The organism is Meiothermus sp. QL-1 (assembly GCF_003351145.1).
Classification (GTDB): domain Bacteria; phylum Deinococcota; class Deinococci; order Deinococcales; family Thermaceae; genus Meiothermus.
The window spans coordinates 1-20005 of the sequence record NZ_QQSV01000011.1 but is presented as its reverse complement, the minus strand read 5'-3'; the positions used below and the strand labels follow the sequence as shown (position 1 = coordinate 20005).

Annotated in this window: 20 protein-coding genes; 18 read left to right on the top strand and 2 right to left on the bottom strand. The window is 66.1% G+C overall.

The window, feature by feature from the left end; genetic code table 11:
- Window positions 1–23 precede the first annotated feature (23 nt).
- The 18 genes from DV704_RS10405 to DV704_RS10320 all read left to right on the top strand — a co-directional run bounded on the left by DV704_RS10405 (window position 24) and on the right by DV704_RS10320 (window position 18381).
- Window positions 24–1214: a hypothetical protein gene (locus tag DV704_RS10405; RefSeq protein ID WP_114799516.1), complete on the top strand. Its 1191-nt coding sequence runs from the start codon at window positions 24–26 to the stop codon at window positions 1212–1214.
- A 41-nt stretch (window positions 1215–1255) separates the two neighbouring features.
- On the top strand, window positions 1256–2395 hold the full coding sequence (locus DV704_RS10400) for a phenylacetate--CoA ligase family protein (RefSeq protein ID WP_114799515.1): 1140 nt from the start codon (window positions 1256–1258) through the stop codon (window positions 2393–2395).
- Between the two features lie 251 nt (window positions 2396–2646).
- Window positions 2647–3006 (top strand): NADH-quinone oxidoreductase subunit A, encoded by a 360-nt coding sequence (locus tag DV704_RS10395; RefSeq protein ID WP_114799514.1) that lies wholly within the window; start codon window positions 2647–2649, stop codon window positions 3004–3006.
- Between the two features lie 46 nt (window positions 3007–3052).
- Entirely contained in the window at window positions 3053–3559 is a 507-nt protein-coding gene (locus tag DV704_RS10390; protein WP_233498336.1) for an NADH-quinone oxidoreductase subunit B family protein, read from the top strand.
- 9 nt (window positions 3560–3568) lie between these two features.
- Entirely contained in the window at window positions 3569–4192 is a 624-nt protein-coding gene (locus tag DV704_RS10385) for an NADH-quinone oxidoreductase subunit C (protein WP_114799512.1), read from the top strand.
- Window positions 4192–5439, top strand: coding sequence for an NADH dehydrogenase (quinone) subunit D (nuoD, locus tag DV704_RS10380; RefSeq protein ID WP_114799511.1), 1248 nt, complete (start codon window positions 4192–4194; stop codon window positions 5437–5439). The genes DV704_RS10385 and nuoD overlap by 1 nt, the downstream gene beginning before the upstream one ends.
- A gap of 5 nt (window positions 5440–5444) precedes the next feature.
- Entirely contained in the window at window positions 5445–6008 is a 564-nt protein-coding gene (gene nuoE, locus DV704_RS10375; RefSeq protein ID WP_114799585.1) for an NADH-quinone oxidoreductase subunit NuoE, read from the top strand.
- Window positions 6005–7321 (top strand): NADH-quinone oxidoreductase subunit NuoF, encoded by a 1317-nt coding sequence (gene nuoF / locus DV704_RS10370; RefSeq protein WP_114799510.1) that lies wholly within the window; start codon window positions 6005–6007, stop codon window positions 7319–7321. The genes nuoE and nuoF overlap by 4 nt, the downstream gene beginning before the upstream one ends.
- Before the next feature lies 1 nt (window position 7322).
- The gene (locus DV704_RS10365; RefSeq protein WP_114799509.1) at window positions 7323–9683 is read left to right on the top strand and encodes a molybdopterin-dependent oxidoreductase; all 2361 of its coding nucleotides are present in this window, start codon (window positions 7323–7325) and stop codon (window positions 9681–9683) included.
- A gap of 83 nt (window positions 9684–9766) precedes the next feature.
- Entirely contained in the window at window positions 9767–10876 is a 1110-nt protein-coding gene (gene nuoH / locus DV704_RS10360) for an NADH-quinone oxidoreductase subunit NuoH (protein WP_114799584.1), read from the top strand.
- The gene (gene nuoI, locus DV704_RS10355) at window positions 10873–11409 is read left to right on the top strand and encodes an NADH-quinone oxidoreductase subunit NuoI (RefSeq protein WP_114799508.1); all 537 of its coding nucleotides are present in this window, start codon (window positions 10873–10875) and stop codon (window positions 11407–11409) included. Before nuoH ends, nuoI begins: the two co-directional genes overlap by 4 nt.
- Before the next feature lie 84 nt (window positions 11410–11493).
- On the top strand, window positions 11494–12063 hold the full coding sequence (locus DV704_RS10350; protein WP_114799507.1) for an NADH-quinone oxidoreductase subunit J: 570 nt from the start codon (window positions 11494–11496) through the stop codon (window positions 12061–12063).
- Complete coding sequence (nuoK, locus tag DV704_RS10345; RefSeq protein WP_114799506.1) at window positions 12060–12350, top strand: NADH-quinone oxidoreductase subunit NuoK; 291 nt, start codon at window positions 12060–12062, stop codon at window positions 12348–12350. The genes DV704_RS10350 and nuoK overlap by 4 nt, the downstream gene beginning before the upstream one ends.
- A gap of 1 nt (window position 12351) precedes the next feature.
- The gene (gene nuoL / locus DV704_RS10340) at window positions 12352–14184 is read left to right on the top strand and encodes an NADH-quinone oxidoreductase subunit L (protein ID WP_114799505.1); all 1833 of its coding nucleotides are present in this window, start codon (window positions 12352–12354) and stop codon (window positions 14182–14184) included.
- A complete protein-coding gene (locus tag DV704_RS10335; protein WP_114799504.1) occupies window positions 14181–15602 on the top strand; it encodes a NuoM family protein in 1422 nt (473 codons plus the stop codon). The genes nuoL and DV704_RS10335 overlap by 4 nt, the downstream gene beginning before the upstream one ends.
- Window positions 15603–15615: 13 nt before the next feature.
- A complete protein-coding gene (locus tag DV704_RS10330; protein ID WP_114799503.1) occupies window positions 15616–17610 on the top strand; it encodes a proton-conducting transporter membrane subunit in 1995 nt (664 codons plus the stop codon).
- A gap of 10 nt (window positions 17611–17620) precedes the next feature.
- Entirely contained in the window at window positions 17621–18085 is a 465-nt protein-coding gene (locus tag DV704_RS10325; RefSeq protein ID WP_114799583.1) for a hypothetical protein, read from the top strand.
- Between the two features lie 2 nt (window positions 18086–18087).
- Window positions 18088–18381, top strand: a complete 294-nt coding sequence (locus DV704_RS10320) for a rhodanese-like domain-containing protein (RefSeq protein ID WP_114799502.1) — start codon at window positions 18088–18090, stop codon at window positions 18379–18381.
- 1 nt (window position 18382) lies between these two features.
- Here DV704_RS10320 and DV704_RS10315 read toward each other — a convergent pair whose 3' ends face one another.
- Window positions 18383–19243: a sulfurtransferase gene (locus DV704_RS10315; protein WP_114799582.1), complete on the bottom strand. Its 861-nt coding sequence runs from the start codon at window positions 19241–19243 to the stop codon at window positions 18383–18385.
- A 93-nt stretch (window positions 19244–19336) separates the two neighbouring features.
- Window positions 19337–19870, bottom strand: a complete 534-nt coding sequence (locus DV704_RS10310) for an Rrf2 family transcriptional regulator (RefSeq protein WP_114799501.1) — start codon at window positions 19868–19870, stop codon at window positions 19337–19339.
- Window positions 19871–20005 lie beyond the last annotated feature (135 nt).

The window sequence follows — 20005 nt, the reverse complement described above, 5'->3', positions numbered from 1 at the left end:
CGGTGCGGTGGTTTACTTGGCCCATGCGCATAGGATGGCTCTGGCTTTTTGGGCTTTTTTTGTGGGCGCAGGCACAGGAAGCGGCGCTGTACCGGGGCTTTGCTGAACTGAGACTGCCCCAGGAGCTGCCCCCGGGGGAGTGGGTTTGGACCCCAGAGGCGGCCCTATTCGAAAGTCTGGTGCCGGGTACGCTGCGGCTACTGGGGGTAAGCGAGCTTTCCCGCCGGGTGGAGGTGCCCGAGAGGCCCAGCCCGCTCGAGGCCTACGTGGGCAAGGAGGTGCAGTTTTACTGGGAAGGGCAGTGGCGCCGGGCCACGCTGGTGAGCGCGGAGCGCAACCTGTTCCTCTATGAGGGGCGCTACCTGGTGGGCCTGCCCGGGGTGGTGGCCTACCCAGACCCCAGCGGCTTCAGCCTTCCCCCGGGCCCTCGGGTGGTCTTCCGCTACCGGGGTGAGGGGCGGGCCACCCTGGCCTTCCTGACCCGGGCCTTGCGCTGGGGCCTCTACTGGACCCTGGAGGATGGGGAGCTGGTGGGCTGGGCCACCCTCACCAACGGCCTGAAACAGCCCTTGCGGCTTGTGCGCACCGAGCTGGTGGCGGGCAGCGTGCCTTTGCTGGAGGGCGGGATGGAGGCAGGGTCTGCGCTCCGGGCCGCCCCGGCCCTGGCCGAGTGGATGGGGGAGGCGGGGGGCACCTACCGCTACCGCCTGGCCGGGGAGGTATTGCTGGAGCCTGGGCAGACCGAGCTGCCCTTCCTGCGGGTCAGGGTGGAGCCGGTCTATTTGTGGCGCTGGCAGGGGGGCTTCAGCACCGAGCCGGTTCTGGCTTTTGTCCGAGGCCTGCGCTTCAGCGCGCCAGAGCCCCTGGCCGCCGGCCTGGTCGGCGTGCGGGAAAAAGGGGTGTTCATAGGGCAGGCCACGCTGCCGGATACCCCCAAGGGTCGTCTGGTCACGCTTCTGCTGGGCCCCGACCCCGAGGGCCAGGCCCTCCGGCAGGTGGAAGCGCTGGCGCCCAACCGCTTTCGCGTGACCACCACCGTGCGCAACCCCAAGGCGTATGGGCTCACGGTGGAGATAGAGGAGACCCTGCCGCAGCCCTTCGCCCTCGAGGGCGAGGGGCTGGAGCGCCTGCCCCAGGGCTACCGCCTTCGCTTCGCGCTGGCCCCCAACCAGAGCAGGAGCTACACCTACACCCTGACACTAGAGCGGCGTTGAGCCTGCGTGGGTATAATCCCCCTGGAAACCAGGAGGCACCCATGGACCGAACCCAGCGTTTGCAGACCGTGCTGGCCGCCGCGAGGCAGCACCCCGTGTACGCCGAGAAGCTGCGGGGGGTGGATGTGGAGGCGGTCACCCCGGAAACCATCGCCCGGCTGCCCTTCACCACCCGCCAGGACTGGCTGGCCTACCTCCAGGCCCACCCAGAGCCGCCCCAGGGGGCGGTTTTGATGCACCTCACCCCCAGCCCTGCTTTGGGGTGGATGCCGGAGTACCTCTCCAGGGAAGACCTGGACTACCAGGCCGAGGCGCTGGCCGCCCAGATGCGCCGGCTGGGGATGGCGGGTAAAAAGGCGCTGGTGGTCTTCAGCTACCACGTGTTCGCCGGGGGCTGGCTTTTCCACGAGGCCTTGCAGCGGGCCGGGGCCATGGTCCTGGCGCACGGGCCGGGGGAGGCCGAGCGCATCGTGCAGCTTCAGCGGCAGTACGGCTTCGAGGTGCTGGTATCGAATCCCAGCTTCGCCATGAAGGTGGCCCAGGCGGGCGGGCGCTTTGCCCTTCTGATGGCCGGGGGGGAGCCCTTTACCTCGGTGCCGGGTTACCGCGAGCGGCTCGAGCAGGCCCTGGGAGGGGTGGCGGTGGACGCTTACGGCACCTCGGAGCTGGGGGTGGTGGCCGGGGAGGGCCTGGAGAAGGATGGTCTTTGGGAAATCCCCGAGATGGCCATTCTGGAGGTGGTGGACCCCGAGACCCTCGAGCCCACCCCCGAGGGGGAGAAGGGCGAGCTGGTGGTGACCGCGCTCTCGCGCACCCTGATGCCCATGGTTCGCTTCCGCACCGGCGACCTGGCGGTAGTAAGCCGCCGCGATGGGCGGCTTTGCCTGCCCAAAGGGGTGATCGGCCGCACCGACCTGATGGTCAAGGTCAAGGGGGTCAAGCTCTACCCCACCGAGCTGGCCCCGCTGCTCATGGCCTTCGGCATCGACCCCAGAGGGGGCGCGCAGGTGGTGGTGGAGAGCAAACCGGACGGCACCGATAAGCTCACCCTGCGCCTCAAGACCGAAACAGTCCCACCGCAGTTGGGCCCGGCTTTGCAGCAAGCCACCGGCCTGCGCATCGATGAGCTGGTGGCCGACCCCAACCTGGAGGGGCCTCCCCTGATAGATAAGCGCTACTGATGCAATTGGGGCTCGAGGCCCTACCCTGGGGTCACACCCGGGGCTTAATCTGGGGAAGACTCAAATGCCCCTTGCCCACCCCAGGTGTGGGCGCAGCAAAGGTATGCCCCGACGGGTGAGGGCCAATTTGGAATGGAACCATGGTTCTTTTAGCTTACAAGCGGTGTAAGATGAAGGGCAGTTGGGGGGATGCGGGGGCGCTGCACGCGCTTTCGTGAAGATTGGCACAAGCATCCCCCACGAGGAGGCACATGTCACCCATCAGCGAGTATCAGGCGGTTCTGGTCTACCTGGCGGTGGCGGTGGGCATCGCAGTGCTGGCGGTGGTCGCCGGGGCTCTTCTAGGCCCTAAGCGGGGCGGGCGGGCCAAGCTCATGCCCTACGAGTCTGGCAACGACCCCGCGGGCGAGGTCAAGCGCTTCCCGGTGCACTTCTACGCGGTGGCCATGCTCTTCATCATCTTCGACGTGGAGGTGGCCTTTCTGTGGCCCTACGCGGTGAGCGCGGGCACGGTGGGGGTGGTGGGCTTTGTGGGCTTGCTGCTCTTCACCCTGCTCTTGTTTGTGGGCTTCCTGTACGAGTGGTACAAGGGTGTGCTGAAGTGGCACTGAGGGGAGGATAGCCGTGGCAAGCTTGAGCGACCTTTTCGCCAAGGACGTGCAGGAGCTGGAGAACGCGGGGGTTCTTTTCACCACCCTGGAAAAGCTCGTCGCCTGGGGGCGTTCGAACAGCCTGTGGCCGGCCACCTTCGGCCTGGCCTGCTGCGCCATCGAGATGATGGCCTCTACCGATGCCCGCAACGACCTGTCCCGCTTTGGCTCCGAGGTTTTCCGGGCCAGCCCCCGCCAGGCCGACGTGATGATTGTGGCCGGGCGACTTTCTAAAAAGATGGCCCCCGTCATGCGGCGGGTCTACGACCAGATGCCCGATCCCAAGTGGGTCATCTCCATGGGGGCCTGCGCCAGCTCGGGGGGGATGTTCAACAACTACGCCATCGTGCAGAACGTGGACTCGGTGGTGCCGGTGGATGTTTTCGTGCCGGGCTGCCCGCCCCGGCCGGAGGCCCTCATCTACGCGGTGATGCAGCTACAGAAGAAGATCCAGGGCAAGGCCCGCGACGACCAGGGCCGCAAGCTGCCCAAGGTAGAGGCCTGGACGCGCTAGGGGGAGGGTATGCATCGACTAGAACAGCTAAAGGAGGAGGCCCGGGCCAAGGGGTACCCCGTGGAAGAAGCCCACGGCAACACCTGGGTGGTGGTACCCCGGGCCGAGTTCAAGCCCCTGGCCGCTGAGCTCAAAGCGAGGGGCTGGAACTACCTAGCCGATATCGTGGGCATCGACTACCTGACCTACCCGGAGAAGAAGCCCGAGCGCTTCGCGGTGGTCTACGAGCTGGTCTCGCTGCCTGGGTACAAGGATGGGGATGGGAGCCGGGTCTTCCTGAGGGTGTACGTCCCCGAGGCTGACCCCCGTCTGCCCACCCTCACCGACCTCTGGCGGGGGGCGGATTTTCTGGAGCGGGAGGTCTACGACATGTTCGGCATTCGCTTCGAAGGCCACCCGGATTTGCGCAAGATTCTCACCCCTGAGGACCTGGAGGGCCACCCTTTGCGCAAGGACTTCCCCCTGGGCGAGACGCCCACCCTGTTCCGGGAGGGGCGCTTCATTGATCCCGCGGCCTTCCGCGCAGGGTTGGCCGGCAACAAGCCGGGCCTCACCGGCTGGCGCGGGGGGAGCCGCAAGGGCTATGCCGAGGTGGCGGCCGAGGTGCAGAAGGCGGTCAGGGGAGGTAACTGATGGTGCGCGACCCTTCCAAGCTCCACAGCCCCGCGGTGGAGAGCTATGAGATTACCGAGGCCCCAGAGCTTCGTTCCGAGGTGATGACCCTGAATGTGGGGCCCCAGCACCCCTCCACCCACGGGGTCCTGCGGGTGGTGGTGGACCTTTCTGGGGAGCAGATCCTGCGCCTTACCCCCCATATCGGCTACCTCCACACCGGCTTCGAGAAGAACATGGAGCACCGCACCTACACCCAGTGCATCACCTACACCCCGCGGATGGACTACCTGCACAGCTTCGCCCACGACCTGGCCTATGCCTTGGCGGTGGAGAAGCTGGTGGGGGCTGAGGTGCCCCCCAGGGCCCAGGTGATCCGGGTGATGCTCAACGAGCTTTCGCGCATCGCCTCCCACCTGGTGTTTTTGGGGACCGGGCTTCTGGACTTCGGGGCCCTTACCCCCTTCTTCTACGCCTTCCGCGAGCGCGAGGCGGTGCTTGACCTTTTCGAGTGGGTCTCGGGCCAGCGTTTCCACCACAACTACATCCGCATCGGGGGGCTTAAGGAAGACCTGCCGCCCGAGTTCTTGGGAGAGGTCAAGAAGTTCATCGCCCAGATGCCGCACCGCATCGACGAGTACGAGGGGTTGTTCCGTGAGAGCCCCATCTTCTACGAGCGGGCCAGGGGGGTGGCGGTGATCCCGGCCGAGGAGGCCATCAACCTCTCCCTCACCGGGGGGAGCCTGCGGGCCTCGGGGGTCAACTACGACGTGCGCAAGGCCTACCCCTACTCGGGCTACGAGACCTACGACTTCGAGGTGCCGGTGCTGTATGGGGGGGATGTCTACGACCGGATGATCATCCGCATCCTGGAGATGCGGGAGTCGGTCAAGATCATCCAGCAGGCGGTGGAGCGGCTCGAGGCCATGGGGCCAGGGCCCATCCGCGACCCCAACCCCCAGATCTCCTTGCCCCCCCGCGAGCTTTTGGAGACCAGCATGGAGGCGGTGATTTACCACTTCAAGCTGGTGACCGAGGGCTTCCACCCGGCCTTGGGCGAGGTGTACGTGCCCACCGAGAGCGCCCGGGGTGAGCTGGGGTACTACATCATCTCCGATGGGGGTTCCATGCCCTACCGGGTCAAGGTTCGGGCCCCGAGCTTCGTGAATCTGCAAAGCCTGTCCTTTGCCTGCAAGGGGGTGCAGATGGCCGATATGGTGGTGGTAATCGCTTCCCTGGACCCGGTGATGGGAGACGTGGACCGGTGATGAGGATGGGATTCTTCGACGACAAGCAGGAGTGGTTGCGCGAGGTCTTCGCACAGTACCCCGATACCCCCGAAGGCCGGCGGGCCGCCATCATGCCAATGCTCAGGCGGGTGCAGCAGGAGGAGGGTTGGATCTCCCCCGAGCGCCAGGCTGAGATCGGCCGCATCCTGGGAATCACCGCCACCGAGGTTGCGGGGGTGATGAGCTTCTACAGCTACTACCAGGCCCTGCCCACGGGCAAGTACCACATCCAGGTCTGTGCCACCCTTTCGTGCGCCATCGGCGGGGCCGACGAGCTTTGGGACGAGCTGGTGGCCGAGCTGGGGATTCTCCGGGGCGAGGTGACGCCGGATGGACTCTTCAGCATCCAGAAGGTGGAGTGCCTGGGTAGCTGCCATACCGCCCCGGTCATCCAGATCAACGACGAGCCCTATGTGGAGTGCGTGACCAAGGCCCGGCTGAAGGCCCTTTTGGAGGGGCTTAGGGCGGGGAAGCGGCTCGAGGAGATTGAGCTGCCTGGCAGGGTGGGGCACGAGGTGCACCTGCGGGGGGATGAGGTGAGCGCATGAGTGGACCCATCGTGAGCGGTAAGGATCCGCGCTTTGAGAAGACCCTCTACAAGCACGTGGGCCGCCCGGGCTCCTGGACCCTGGCGTACTACCTGGAGCATGGCGGGTACCAGGCTGCCAGAAAGGCCATCGCCCAGGGGCGGGACTGGGTGGTGGAGGAGGTCAAGCGCTCAGGCCTGCGGGGCCGGGGGGGGGCTGGGTTTCCCACCGGCCTCAAGTGGAGCTTCATGCCCAAGGACTCCGGTAAGCAGCACTACATCGTCTGCAACGCCGACGAGTCGGAGCCCGGCTCCTTCAAGGACCGCTATTTGATGGAGGACGACCCACACCAGCTCATCGAGGGGATGCTCATCGCTGGGGTGGGCATTGGGGCCAGCAAGGGTTACATCTATATTCGCGGGGAGTACCGGCGGGCCTACGACCGGCTGGTGGCCGCCATCAAGGAGGCCTACGCGGCGGGGTACCTGGGCCCGGATGTGATGGGCACCGGCTTTAGCTTCGACCTGTACGTGCACCGGGGGGCCGGGGCTTATATCTGCGGGGAGGAGACCGCTTTGATGAACTCCCTCGAGGGCCTGCGGGCCAACCCCCGCATGAAGCCCCCCTTCCCGGCCCAGGCCGGTCTGTGGGGGATGCCCACCACCGTGAACAACGTGGAGACGCTTTGCTCCGTGGTGCATATCGTGGCCCGGGGGGCCGACTGGTTCGCCAGCATGGGTACCGAGAAGTCCAAGGGGCACAAGCTCTACCAGGTCTCGGGGCCCTTCCGGCGCCCAGGGGTCTACGAGCTGCCCATGGGCACCACCTTCCGCGAGCTGCTTTTTGACTGGGCGGGCGGCCCCACCGAGCCCATCCAGGCCATCATTCCGGGGGGTTCCTCGACCCCGCCCCTGCCCTGGACCGACGAGATTCTGGATACCCCCATGGACTACGAGTCCCTGGCGGCCAAGGGCTCCTTGCTGGGCACCGGGGGGGTGATTGGCATCCCGGCCCGCATGAGTATGGTGGACGCCATGTGGAACATCACCCGCTTCTACGGGCACGAGTCCTGCGGCAAGTGCACCCCCTGCCGCGAAGGGGTTTCGGGCTGGATGGTGGCCCTTTTCCAGAAGCTCGGCACCGGCCAGGGGGAGAAGGGCGATGTGGAGCTTTTAGAGAGCCTTCTAGACCAGATCGAGGGCCGCAGCTTTTGCGCCCTGGCCGACGCAGCCTGCTGGCCGGTGCGGGGCAGCCTCAAGCACTTCCGCCCGCAGTTTGTGGAGCTGGTGGAGAACCCGCGGCCCATAAAGCGGCCAGGAAGCTTCTGGGGGTAGTATGGTCAGGGTCACGGTCAACGACAAAACGGTCGAGGTGCCCCCAGGGACCTCGGTGATGGACGCCATCTTCCACGCTGGCTATGATGTGCCCCTGTTCTGCGCTGAGAAGTACCTCTCGCCCGTGGGGGCTTGCCGGATGTGCCTGGTGCGCACCGGTGCTCCGCGCAAGGGGCCGGACGGGCAGTTCATCCTAGAGAATGGGGCGCCCAAGATTTTCTGGATGCCCAAGCTCCAGGCGGCCTGCATCACCGCGGTGAGCGAGGGGATGGTGATCGACACCCTTTCCGACGAGGTGCGCCACGCCCAGTCGGGGATGGTGGAGCTCACCTTGTTCAACCACCCCCTGGACTGCCCCACCTGCGATAAGGGCGGGGCCTGCGAGCTGCAGGACCGCAGCTACGAGTATGGCCTGGCTGAGAAGTTCTACCACCCCAACCGGCTTGAATTGCCCCTCTACACCCGCTTTGAGATGACCCGGCGGCACGTGGACAAGCACCATTCCCTCTCGCCCTTCATCGTGCTGGACCGGGAGCGCTGCATCCACTGCAAGCGCTGCGTGCGCTACTTTGAGGAGGTGCCGGGCGAGGAGGTGCTGGACTTCATCGAGCGGGGGGTGCACACCTTCATCAGCAGCGAGGAGGTGGGCCTGCCCTCCGGCTACAGCGGGAATATCGTGGACATCTGCCCGGTGGGGGCCCTGCTGGACCAGACCGCCCGTTTCCGCGCGCGCAACTGGGAGTACGACACCACGGAGACCACCTCGATGGACGATGCCTCGGGGGCGGGCATTCTGGTGGATGCCCGCAGCGGCCGCCTGGAGCGGATTCGGGCTGCCGAGCGGCGCGAGGTGAACGAGATCTGGATCTCCGACGCGGCCCGCTTCGGGCACCAGTGGGTGAACGAGAACCGGCTGCTCACCCCGTTGGTGCGCAGGGGAGGACGGCTGGAGGAGGCCACCTGGGAAGAGGCGCTGGCTGCGATTCGGGCGGGCCTCGAGGGGGTACCCAGGGAGGAGGTTGGGCTTTACCTGGGAAGGGAGAGCACCCTCGAGGAGGGCCTGGCCGCGGTGGAGCTGGCGCACCTGCTCGGTACCCCTCACCGCGACTTCCAGGGCCGCACCCTCTACCCCGCCACGGCCTTTGCCCCCGCCAGCTTTGAGGAGCTTTTGGAGGCCGAGTTCGTGCTGGTGTTGGGGGACCCCGCCGAGGAGGCCGCGGCAGTGCACCTACGGCTTTCCGAGTACAGCCGCGGCCTCAAGCCCGCCCCCCGCCTCAACCACGGCACCCCCTTCGCCGACCTCAACATCAAGGAGCGGATGCCCCGCCTCACCCACAAGCTGGCCCTCTTCAGCCCCTACCCCTCGGCCACCGCCAAGTGGGCCTATGCCTGGGGGGTCCACGCCCCGGGGGAGGAACAGGCCCTGCTGGCGGCCCTGCTGGGCCAGGGCGAGGCCCCGCAGGGGTTGGCGGGGGCAGTGGCCTGGGTCCGCGAACAGCTGGCCACCAAGAAAAGCCTGCTGGTGCTGGGGGCGCACGTGCTCAACCATCCGGCCGCGGCCCAGATGGCCCGCACCCTGGCCGAGCAGCGGGGCATGAAGGTGCTGGCCATGACCCCTGCCCCCAACGCGCGGGGGCTGGAGGCCCTGGGTCTTTACCCGGCCTCGGGGGGGGCTGCTTGGACAGAGCCGGGGCCAAAGGTGGCCTACTACGGTTACCTGCCCACCGAGGCCCAGCTCCGCTCGGCCCGCTTCCGCATCCTCCACCTTTCGCACCGCCACCCGCTGGCCGAGCGCTACGCCGATGTGGTTCTGCCCAGCCCCACCTTCTACGAGAAGCGGGGGCATACGGTGAACCTGGAAGGCCGCGTGCTGCCGCTGGAACCGGCAGCCATTCAAAACGGCCAGGCCGACGGAGCAGTGGCGGCCCTGGCTCTTCTGGCCGAGGCTTTGGGGGTGAGGACCCCGGTGCGGCTGGTGCGGCAGGCCACCCGGCTTTTGCAGGAGAAGCACCGGCTGCCTCCGGCAATGGAGCGCTGGCTGCCCAAGGCAGCGGGCTGGGCGGCGAGAGGGGAGGCCGCCGGCGGGGCTCTTTTCCTCAGGCCCACCCTGTGGCGTCGCGAGCAGCTGCTGGGTGCGGTGGCCCAGGCGGTGGAGGTGCGGCTCGAGGTGGGGCCGGCTACGGCCCGGGCCCAGGGGCTGGCCGAGGGCTACCGGGTGGAGCTGGAGCTGCCGTGGGGCCCGGAGGCCTATGAGGTGCGGGTGGTAGAAGGGCTGCCCGAGGGCGTGCTTTACCTGCCCGCTCTGGGCCCCTGGGCCGGGCGGCGGCTCGAGGCCCGGGTGCTGGTGGGGGGTGGAGTATGAGCAGGGGGTGGCTGTACCTGCTGGGGGGGTGGCTGGCCTCGAGCCCGGCGCTGGCCGCCGAGGGGACCACCGACCCCTTGTGGATGGTGGGGCTAAAGGCCTTTCTGGTGATCTTCGGCCTCCTGACCGCCTTCGCCTACATGACGCTGATCGAGCGGCGCCTCCTGGCCCGCTTCCAGGTTCGCCAGGGGCCCAACCGGGTGGGGCCCAGCGGGCTTTTGCAGCCTCTGGCCGATGCCATCAAATCGGTCTTCAAGGAGGATATCGTGGTGGCCAGGGCCGACCGGGTGGTCTTCGTGCTGGCCCCCATGATCTCGGTGACCTTCGCGGTGCTCACCTTTGGCCTCATCCCCTTTGGCCCCAAGGGCGCTTTCTTCGGCTACGACCCCTGGGTCATCGACCTGGATGTGGGCATCCTCTACATCTTCGCGGTCTCGGAGATCGCCATATACGGGGTTTTCCTGGCGGGCTGGGCCTCCAACTCCAAGTACTCGCTTCTGGGCTCGCTGCGGGCCTCGGCCTCCCTCATCTCCTACGAGCTGGCCCTGGGCATCAGCCTGCTGGCCCCGGTAGTGCTGGTGGGCTCGCTAAACCTCCGGGAGATTGTGGAGTGGCAGCACCAAAACGGCTGGCTCGTCCTCTATATGCTACCCGCCTTCGCCATCTTTCTCCTCACCAGCCTGGCCGAGGCCGCCCGCACCCCCTTCGACCTGCCCGAGGCCGAGCAGGAGCTGGTGGGGGGCTACAACACCGAGTACAGCTCGATCAAGTGGGCCCTCTTCCAGATGGCCGAGTACATCCACCTGATCACCGCCTCGGCCCTCATCCCTACCCTGTTCCTGGGCGGCTGGCGGATGCCCGCGTTCATGGAGCAGATACCCCTCCTCGGAGGGGTTTTCGCCCTGCCCTACCTCTGGATGTTCGTCAAAATCGCTCTCTTCCTCTTCTTGTTCATCTGGGTGCGGGGCACCCTATTCCGCCTGCGCTATGACCAGCTCATGGTCTTTAGCTGGGGCCGGCTCTTCCCTTTAGCCCTGCTCTGGTTTTTGCTCTCGGCCCTGGTGGTGGCCCTCAAGCTTCCCCTGGCGCTGCTGGGCTGGCTCTCGCTTTTGAGCCTGGTGGCCTTCCTCTTCTACGCCGCCCTCACCGCCCGGCCCAAGCCCCGCCGCTTGCTTGAAGGAGTGAGAAGATGAGCATCGCTGCGCTGGCCCAAAGTCTGGGCATTACGCTCAAGGCCCTTTTCTCCAAGCCGGTAACCATCCCCTACCCCGATGCGCCGGTGCCCCTCAAGCCCCGCTTCCACGGGCGCCACGTGCTTACCCGGCACCCCAACGGCCTGGAGAAGTGCATCGGCTGCAGCCTCTGCGCCGCGGCCTGCCCGGCCTATGCCATCTACGTGGAGGCCGCTGAGAACGACCCCGAGAACCCGGTGAGCGCAGGGGAGCGCCATGCTCGGGTCTACGAGATCAACATGCTGCGCTGCATCTTCTGCGGGCTGTGCGAGGAGGCCTGCCCTACCGGGGCCATCGTGATGGGCTACGACTTCGAGATGGCCGACTACCGCTACTCGGACTTCGTGTATGGCAAGGAGGACATGCTGGTAGAGGTCGAGGGGACCAAACCCCAGCGGCGCGAGGCCATGTACACGGGAAAGCCCATCCGGCGCGGCTACACCGTGCCCTATGTGCGCCCTGAGCTAGAGGGGGTAAAGCCACCCGAGCGGTAGAGCCTGGGGCCGCGCTGCGGCCCTTCCTTATGGGGGTGCTATGGCTGGGATTGTAGGGGTTAGAATCTCCCCGCGGAGGAAGCTATGAGTCTGGGATTCTGGGAAGCCTTGGCCTTCCTGGCGCTTTTGGTCAGCGCTTTGGCGGTGGTGCGTTTGCAAAACGCGGTCCACGCTGCGCTGGCCCTCATCGGCAACTTTTTGGTGGTGGCCGGGGTGTACGTGGCGCTCGAGGCCCGCTTTGCGGCCATGATTCAGATTATCGTCTATGCCGGGGCCATTGTGGTGCTCTTCCTGTTCGTAATCATGCTGCTCTCGGCGGCCAACGCCAACGTGGGGCCCGACCTACTGCCCCGGCTGCCCTGGGTGGCGGCCCTGGGGGCGGCGGGCCTGGCCGGTCTGCTCATCTTTGCCCTGTCTCGCTTCCAGCCCCCTGCGAGCCCGGGGCGTTTGGAGGGGGGGCTGCCCCAGGCGCTGGGGCCCCTCCTCTACGATCCCGAGAGGTGGCTTCTGGCTCTTCTGGCGGTGGGCTTTCTGCTTTTGGTGGCCACGGTGGCTGCGGTGGTGTTGGTGGAGCCGGAGCGTATTGCGGCCGCTACTGGGCGCCCGGCACGCCGTGAGGCGGAGCCCCCAGAGGAAAGGGCGGTGTTGAAATGACCTGGCTGGTGGCCTCTGCCCTCATGTTTGCCATCGGGGCCTATGGGGTGCTTACAAGGCGCACCGCCATTCTGGTCTTTTTGTCCATCGAGCTGATGCTCAACGCTGCGGCCCTCTCCCTTATCAGCTTTGCCAAGCTCACCGGGAGCCTGGATGCGCAGGTGGTGGTGCTCTTCATCATCGCCATCGCTGCGGCTGAGGTGGCGGTAGGGCTTGGGCTTATCGTGGCCATTTTCCGTCGCCGCGAGACCACGAACGTGGACGAGCTGCACCAGCTGAGGTGGTAACGTGCAAGAGACGCTTCTTTTGCCCTTGCTGGTCGCCTTGCCCCTTCTGGGTTTTGTTTTGCTGGGCCTGTGGGGCCGCCGGCTTCCCGAACCGTTTCCCGGCTGGCTGGCCTCGCTGCTGGTGCTGGCCAGCTTCTTGCTGGGTTTTTACCTGCTCCTCCAGGGGGGTGGGCGCTGGACGTTGGCCGAGTGGTTGCCGGGCATCCCCTTTAGCCTGCGGCTCGACAACCTTTCGGGCGTGATGCTGCTGGTGGTCACCGGGGTGGGCTTTTTGATCCACGTCTGGGCCATCGGCTACATGCACGGCGACCCCGGTTACAGCCGCTTTTTCAGCTATTTCAACTTCTTCATCGCGGCCATGCTCCTCCTGGTGCTGGGCGACAGCCTGCCGGTGGTCTTCATCGGCTGGGAGGGGGTGGGGCTGGCCTCGTATCTTCTGATCGGTTTTTGGTACACCGAGCGGGTAAACGCCGACTCGGCCCGCAAGGCCTTCATCGTCAACCGCATCGGCGACCTGGGCTTTTTGCTGGCCATGGGCCTCTTGTGGAGTATGTTCGGCACCCTTTCCATCTCCGAGTTAGCGGAGAAGGTGGAGGCTGGGGGATACAGCTTCACCGCCCTCAGCCTGGCCGGCTTCTTCCTCCTGGTGGGGGCCATTGGCAAGAGCGCCCAGGTGCCCCTCATGGTCTGGCTTCCGGACGCCATGGCCGGGCCCACCCCGGTCTCGGCTTTGATTCACGCCGCCACCATGGTGACCGCTGGGGTCTACCTGCTGGTACGGCACGCCTTTTTGCTCCATGACGACCCTCTTCTCTCGGGTTTGATCGTGGCCATTGGGTTGACGACGGCCTTCTACGGGGCTCTTTGCTCGCTGGGCCAGTGGGATATCAAGCGCATCGTGGCCTACACGACCCTGTCGCAGCTCGGCTTTATGTTCGTGGCGGTGGGGGTGGGGGCTTACTGGGTGGCCATCTTTCACATCGTGACCCACGCCTTCTTCAAGGCCCTGATGTTCATGACCTCGGGCTCGGTGATTCACGCCTTGGGGGGTGAGCAGGATGTGCGGCAGATGGGGGGGCTGCGCAAGCACCTGCCCACCACCCACATACACGGCGTGGTGGCCGCCCTGGCCTCAGGGGGGCTGGTGCCTTTGGCCGGGTTCTGGTCCAAAGACGCCATTCTGGCCTACTCTTTTGAGTACGGCCCATGGCTCTGGGCCCTGATGCTCCTCGCCTCGGTGCTGGCCGCCTTGTACTCCATCCGCTGGTACGTGCTGGTCTTCTGGGGGGAGTACCGGGGGAAGGCCCACCCCCACGAGAGCCCACCGGTGATGATCTGGCCCAACCATATTCTGATGGGGGGGGCCCTGGGGGTGGGCTTCATGGGGCTTCCCTACGTAATCGACTACAAGAACTTCATCGAGCCCTTCCTCACCCAGGCTATTGGCGAGTTTCCCCACGAGAAGCTCCCGGTGCTGACCGAGTGGGTGTTGATCGGGGTCTCGGCGCTGGTGGCCGTGGCTGCCCTGGGGTGGGGTTTCCGCTTCTTCCAACGGCCCCTGCCCGCCTGGTATACGCGCTTTCAGGCCGCGGCCTTGCAGGGCTTCTATGCCGATGCCCTCTACAACGCCCTTCTGGTTGCCCCGGCCAAGGGTCTGGCCGAGCTCTTGCTGGGCGGGGATAGGGGGCTTTTGTCGGGCTTTACCGGCCTTGGGGGGGTGATGGCAGGCCTGGGGGGGCTGTTGGCGAGGCTCGAGGCCGGGGCGCTCCGCTTCTACCTGGCCGGGCTGCTTCTGGCTTTGGTGCTCCTTCTGGCCTGGGGGGTGCTGCGATGATTCACCTAGGGCTCTGGTTGCCCCTGGCGGCGGGCCTGGCGCTTTTGCTATGGCCCAGGCTGGGGCGCAGTTTTGCGGTGGTTTCCGCGCTTTTGACCCTGGCAGTCTCGCTGCTGCTGTTCGCTGGATACACGGGTGAGGGGGTGGCCTATGCCAGCCAGCTGCCCTTTCTGCCGCAGGCGGGCATCTACTATGCGGTGGGGCTGGATGGGGCCGGGCTTTTGCTTTGGCTGGCGGTCAACCTGGTGGTGCTGCTGGGGGTTTTTCTGGCCGAGGTGCCGGTGCGCTTCCTGGCCTATGCCCTCTTGATGCAGACCGGGCTTCTGGGCATTTTTGCCGCCCAAGACCTGGTGTTCTTCTACCTCTTCTTCGAAGCAAGCCTGATTCCGGCCCTTCTGATGCTCTACTTCTACGGGGGGCCCGACCGGCTGCGGGCCCTCTACACCTTTGCCCTCTTCACCCTGGCGGGTTCGCTTCCCATGCTGGCTGCCATTCTGGCGGTGCGGTTTTTGGGAGGGGCGGAAAGCTTCCTTTATACCGACCTGGTGGCCAAGCCCCTATCGGGCCCGGCGGCGGCCTGGGCCTTTTTGGGCTTCCTGTTGGCCTTTGCGATCAAGACCCCCCTCTTTCCCCTGCACGCTTGGCTTCCCAGCTTCCACCAGCAGAACCACCCTTCGGGCCTGGCCGATGCCATGGGCACCCTCTATAAGGTGGGCATCTTTGCCCTTTTCAAGTGGGCCCTGCCGTTGGTGCCGGAGGGTTTCCGTGAGTGGCAAGGGCTGCTGCTTTTCCTGGCAGCTTTCGGGGCGCTGTATGCAGCCTGGCTGGCCTTCAGTGCGCCAGACTGGAAGACCCTTCTGGCCTATGCAGGTGTTTCACACATGGGGGTAGCGGCTTTGGGTCTTTTCAGCGGCACCCCGGAGGGGGCGGTGGGGGCCTTGTACCTGCTCGGTGCCTCGATGGTCTATGCCTCGGCGATGTTCCTCTTCGTAGGCCGGATCCACGCTCGCACGGGCAGCCTGGATACCCATCCGGTGCGGGGCTTGGCCAAGCACGCCCCAGCCTTGTACGTTCTGGGGATGTTCATCCTGATGGCCATGATTGGCCTGCCCGGGCTCTCGGGGTTTCCGGGCGAGCTGATGGTCCTGCTGGGTGCTTATAAGGTTACCCCATGGCTCACCTTTGTGGCCTTTTTGTCGGTCATCGCAGCGGCGGCCTATGCTCTTACCGCCTTCCAGCGGCTTTTCCAGGAGACCCCGCAGGCGCAGGCGGTGGCGGACATGGACCGACGGGAATGGGTCTTCGCCGGGGTCACGGTGGCGGTGCTCTTGCTGATGGGACTCTATCCCAAGCTGTTTACGGCTCACCTCGAGCCCTTGGGGAGGGCTCTTGCGGCCTTGTTGGGGGGAGCGTCGTGAGCGGAGGTGCGCCTTGCTAACCCTATACGTTCTGGCCGGTTTTTCCACCCTGCTTTCCCTCCTAGCTTTCGTCATCTCGCGCGAGGTCAACCGCATCGCTGCGGTGGCGGCCCTGGTGCTGGCAGGGCTTTTTGCCCTGGTGGGCTGGGGGGAGGTGGTGGAGGCCTTTGGGGGCCTCTACCGCTTCGACACCCTGGCCCGGGCCCTGACCTTGGTGGCGGTGCTGGGGGGTCTTTGGGCGCTGCTTTTGGGTCCGGCGCGAAAGTTTGAGTTCCCCCTTCTGGTCCTCTATGCGGTGACCGGGATGCACCTCATGGCCAGCAGCCCCAACCTGGTGGTGCTGGTAATCGCCTTGGAGATCTTCTCGCTGCCCCTTTACGTGCTTTCCGCCTGGCAGCGGGACGAGAAGGGCTTCGAGGCAGGGCTCAAGTACTTCTTGTTAGGGGCTCTGGGGGCGGCCATTTTCCTCTACGGGGTGGCGCTTTACTATGGGGCCACCGGCAGCTTTATGGCCGGGGCTAGGGGCGAGGGGCCGCTTTATGCGGCGGCGCTCTTCCTAATCCTGGCCGCCTTTGCCTTCAAGACCGCCATGGTGCCTTTCCAGTGGTGGTCGCCCGATGTCTACCAGGGCAGCCCCACGGTGGTCACGCTCTTTATGGCCACCGCGGTCAAGGCTGCGGCCTTTGCGGCCATGCTGCGCATCTTCACCCCTGAGGGCCTGGAGGTCTTTGGGGTGGGGCTTGCGGCCCTGGTGGCCCTGAGCCTCCTGTTCGGTAGCCTGGGCGCTTTGGCCCAGACCGAGGCTAAGCGGCTCTTCGCCTACTCTTCCATCGCCAACGCGGGCTATATCGGGCTTGGTCTTTTCGGGCCTGGCGGAGAGGTTGCGGTGCCCTTCTACCTGCTCACCTATGGGCTGGCGACGGGCCTCGTCTTCGCGGTGCTTTCGATGCTTTCCAACCAGGAGGTACCCCTGGAACGGCTGCGGGGGCTTTGGCAGCGCAGGCCCTTGCTGGCGGGGGCGATGGGGCTGGGGGTGCTTTCGCTGCTGGGCCTGCCGCCTTTGGCTGGCTTCTGGGCCAAGTACCTGGTCTTCCAGGAGGCCGCCCAGGCAGGGCTTTATCCCCTGGTGGTGCTGGCGCTTTTCGCCTCGGTGGTGGCGGCCTACTACTACCTGCGGGTCTTCTTCCTGCTCTTCAGCCCACCCGACCCCGCCCAGGAGGCCCTGGACCGCGAAGCCGAGGCAGCGGTGCAGCGCTTTGGCAGCTCGGAAGCCCCCGGCGCCCCCCTCACGGGGGCCCCGCTGGGGCTGAGCCAGGCCTTGATGGCGCCGGCGGCCCGGCTACCTGGGGCGGCCACGCTTTGGGCGGCGATGGCCTTGCTGGCCCTGCTTTCGCTGGCGCCGGGCCTGGCCTTAGGGGCCTTGGCTGCAAAGCCGGTGGCCGGCGAGGGTGAGGCCTCTTTCCAGCCTCCTCGGCTGGCCATTACCGCCCCGGCGGACGGGGCCTCTGTGGCCCCTACGGGCTTCACCTTGGAGGGGCTTGCGGCCCCCAACCAGGTGGTGGAGGTTTTCGAGGACGGGGTTAGCCTGGGGCAGGCCGTGGCCGATGGGACGGGGCGCTGGCAACTGAATGTTCCCCCACCGGCAGGGGGGCTGCGGCGCTACGAGGTTCGGGCCGAGGGAGGGGAGAGCGCGCGGGTGGCGCTGCGGGTGCCCGAGGCCCAGGCGGGGGCCATCTGCAGCCAGAGCTTTGCCCTGGCCAACCTGCAAGCAGGGGGGGAGGTCTCCCGGCCCTTCCGCTTTGGAGGGGTGGGCTCGGCCAGCAGCTATACGGTGCTGGTCAAGCGGGGCGAGCGCGTGGTGGGCCGCAAGGAGGTTGTCCTGAGCGCGGCCTGCGGCTGGAGCTACCTCTCTGATCCGGGTCCAGGCCAGATCACCTACGAGGTGCGCGAGACAGGCCGGCCCGAGAGCGAGCCGCCTTTGGTCGCCATTACCCTCAACGTGCGCTAGGATGAAGGGTGTGACGGCCCTTCCTGCGTCCCAGAGCTTTTTGGAGGAGAGCCCAGAGGAGTTCTGGCAGCGCTTTGGCCGTTTTGCCCAGCCCCTTCCCGTGTGCCCGGAGCCCCTGGGCAGCCCCGTGCTGGAGGTGCTCACCCCTTTGGGTCCGCTCTACGCCTTTGACCGGGGTCTTATCCCACTTTGGGGCGGCAGCCCCTCCCTTTTGCTCCATGGCCAGGTGGAGCATTGGGAGGAGGGCCCCTCTCTTCGGGCGTTCGTTCGGGATCTAGGCGGGGGGCGCTACGCTCTGGGGGGGCGGGTGGGGGCCTTGGTCGAGCGTGGCTTTTTCCTGCTCGAGCTTCCCGCTGAAGGGAAGGTGGTGCGGGTCTTGCTGGCCGCGGACCACCCCCCTGCCCCCGATACCTGGGTTACCGCCTGGCTTCGGCCCCCCCTGATGGCCTTCCGCCCTGAGGCCCCGGTTCAGTAACCATGCGCCGCATCGCTCCAAAGGATCTGGCCGAGTTTCTGCAGGAGAACCCCCTGGTGGTGGACGTGCGCCCCCCTGGTCAGTACAACCCGGAGGATTTCCAGGGGGCGCTGCACCTTCCTTTGGCAGAGATCCAGCGGGGCAACCACGACCTGCCCCGGGACCGGCCCATTCTGTTGCTCTGCGAGCGGGGGGTGCTGAGCGAGCTGGCCGGGCTTTACCTGGAGGCCGCCGGGTACCAGCGGGTCTACCACCTCGAGGGCGGCCTGCGCCGGCTGCGCTCCATGGGCGGGTAGCCTACCGTTCCGGACCCTTCTCGATGGGTACCCCCACCGCGTTGCCCCACTCGGTCCAGCTTCCGTCGTAGTTCTTCACCTTGGGGTAGCCCAGCAGGTGCTTGAGCACGAACCAGGTGTGGCTGCTGCGCTCGGCGATGCGGCAGTAGGTGATGACCTCCTTGTCTGGGGTGATGCCCTTGGCCTCGTAGATGGCCCTGAGCTCCTCCGCGCTTTTGAAGGTGCCGTCGGGGTTGACCGTGGTGGCCCAGGGGATGCTCTTGGCCCCGGGGATATGCCCCCCCCGCAGGACGCCCTCCTGGGGATACTCGGGCATGTGGGTTTTCTCGCCGGTAAACTCGGCCGGGCTGCGCACATCCACCAGGGCCCCTTGGCCGGCCTTGACCTTTTCCAGGTGGGCCAGCACCTCATCGCGGAAGGCCCGCAGATTGGGGTCGCGCTGGCCGGGGATGTAGGTCCCCTTGGGGTAGGTGGGCACCTCGGTGGTGAGGGGCTTGTTCTCCTGCACCCACTTGATCCGCCCCCCGTTCATCAGCTTGAGGTGGCGGTGGCCGTTGTAGCTGAAGAACCAGAAGGCGTAGGCCGCCCACCAGTTGTTCTTGTCGCCGTACAGCACGATGGTGGTGTCGTTGGAGATGCCAAGCCGCTCAAAGAGGGCTGCCAGCTCCTCCGGCTTTATGAACTCGCGGATCACCGGGTCCCAGAGATCGGCCTGCCAGTCGATCTTCTGGGCGCCCGGGATGTGGCCGGTGTCGTAGAGCAGGATGTCCTCGTTGACCTCCAGGATGCGGATGCTGGGGTTGTTCAGGTTTTCCAGCACCCAGTCGGTGGATACCAGAACATCGGGGTTGGCGTAGCTCATCTCTGCCTCCTTGCTCCCAACCGAAAGCATACGCAAAAGCAGGCTGGTTGGGCAGATACAGATTACAAAAAGTGTAAGCTTTTTTGAGGGGGCCTAGCCCAGGCCCTTAGCCTTGCGCCGACGTGTGGGGCCTGTCGCCCGGAGTCCGCGCCGGGTGAGCAGCTCGCTTGCAGGCAGCAGGTGCTCCAAACACTCCGAGTAGTCCACCCCCCGGCGGAAGTCCTCGGCCAGGTCGGCCACGCTTACCCGACTCAGGCTTTCCAGCACGGCATCCCGCACCTTGAGCCAGACCACGCTCCGGGCCCGGCAGCGGCTCTCCTCCACGCAGGGTTTGGGCCAGTTCAGGCTCACGCAGGCCAGGGGGGCAATAGGACCGTCCACCGCCCGGATCACATCGCGCAGGTTGATCTCCTCGGGGGGGCGCGGCAGGGCATACCCCCCACCCTGCCCTTTTTTGGAGATGACTAGGTTGTGCCCCACCAAGGCGGCCAGGATGCGCACCAGATAGGTGTGGCGCACCCCGGTGGCCCGGCTCAACTCCTCGCTGCCCACGAAGCGGTCGGGCGGCTGGGTGCCCAGGTAGCCCAGGGTTTTGAGGGCGTAGATGTCGGTTTTGGAAAGACGCATGCACCCAGTTTAGAGAAAAGAGGGGGTGTGGGGGAGCTATAATCCCCCGGTTTTCAAACCGGGGATACATGGACTCCTCCACGTGCTCCGAAGGAGCCCATAGCATGGTGGGCGGTCGTTTTGCGGTACCATGTG

What these genes read in the sequence shown, in the direction of transcription:
- DV704_RS10405 (WP_114799516.1), top strand. Translation starts at nt 24, where the DNA reads ATGCGCATAGGATGGCTCTGGCTTTTTGGGCTTTTTTTGTGGGCGCAG.
- DV704_RS10400 (WP_114799515.1), top strand. Translation starts at nt 1,256, where the DNA reads ATGGACCGAACCCAGCGTTTGCAGACCGTGCTGGCCGCCGCGAGGCAG.
- DV704_RS10395 (WP_114799514.1), top strand. Translation starts at nt 2,647, where the DNA reads ATGTCACCCATCAGCGAGTATCAGGCGGTTCTGGTCTACCTGGCGGTG.
- DV704_RS10385 (WP_114799512.1), top strand. Translation starts at nt 3,569, where the DNA reads ATGCATCGACTAGAACAGCTAAAGGAGGAGGCCCGGGCCAAGGGGTAC.
- nuoD (WP_114799511.1), top strand. Translation starts at nt 4,192, where the DNA reads ATGGTGCGCGACCCTTCCAAGCTCCACAGCCCCGCGGTGGAGAGCTAT.
- nuoE (WP_114799585.1), top strand. Translation starts at nt 5,445, where the DNA reads ATGGGATTCTTCGACGACAAGCAGGAGTGGTTGCGCGAGGTCTTCGCA.
- nuoF (WP_114799510.1), top strand. Translation starts at nt 6,005, where the DNA reads ATGAGTGGACCCATCGTGAGCGGTAAGGATCCGCGCTTTGAGAAGACC.
- DV704_RS10365 (WP_114799509.1), top strand. Translation starts at nt 7,323, where the DNA reads ATGGTCAGGGTCACGGTCAACGACAAAACGGTCGAGGTGCCCCCAGGG.
- nuoH (WP_114799584.1), top strand. Translation starts at nt 9,767, where the DNA reads ATGGTGGGGCTAAAGGCCTTTCTGGTGATCTTCGGCCTCCTGACCGCC.
- nuoI (WP_114799508.1), top strand. Translation starts at nt 10,873, where the DNA reads ATGAGCATCGCTGCGCTGGCCCAAAGTCTGGGCATTACGCTCAAGGCC.
- DV704_RS10350 (WP_114799507.1), top strand. Translation starts at nt 11,494, where the DNA reads ATGAGTCTGGGATTCTGGGAAGCCTTGGCCTTCCTGGCGCTTTTGGTC.
- nuoK (WP_114799506.1), top strand. Translation starts at nt 12,060, where the DNA reads ATGACCTGGCTGGTGGCCTCTGCCCTCATGTTTGCCATCGGGGCCTAT.
- DV704_RS10335 (WP_114799504.1), top strand. Translation starts at nt 14,181, where the DNA reads ATGATTCACCTAGGGCTCTGGTTGCCCCTGGCGGCGGGCCTGGCGCTT.
- DV704_RS10320 (WP_114799502.1), top strand. Translation starts at nt 18,088, where the DNA reads ATGCGCCGCATCGCTCCAAAGGATCTGGCCGAGTTTCTGCAGGAGAAC.
- DV704_RS10315 (WP_114799582.1), bottom strand. Translation starts at nt 19,243, where the DNA reads ATGAGCTACGCCAACCCCGATGTTCTGGTATCCACCGACTGGGTGCTG.
- DV704_RS10310 (WP_114799501.1), bottom strand. Translation starts at nt 19,870, where the DNA reads ATGCGTCTTTCCAAAACCGACATCTACGCCCTCAAAACCCTGGGCTAC.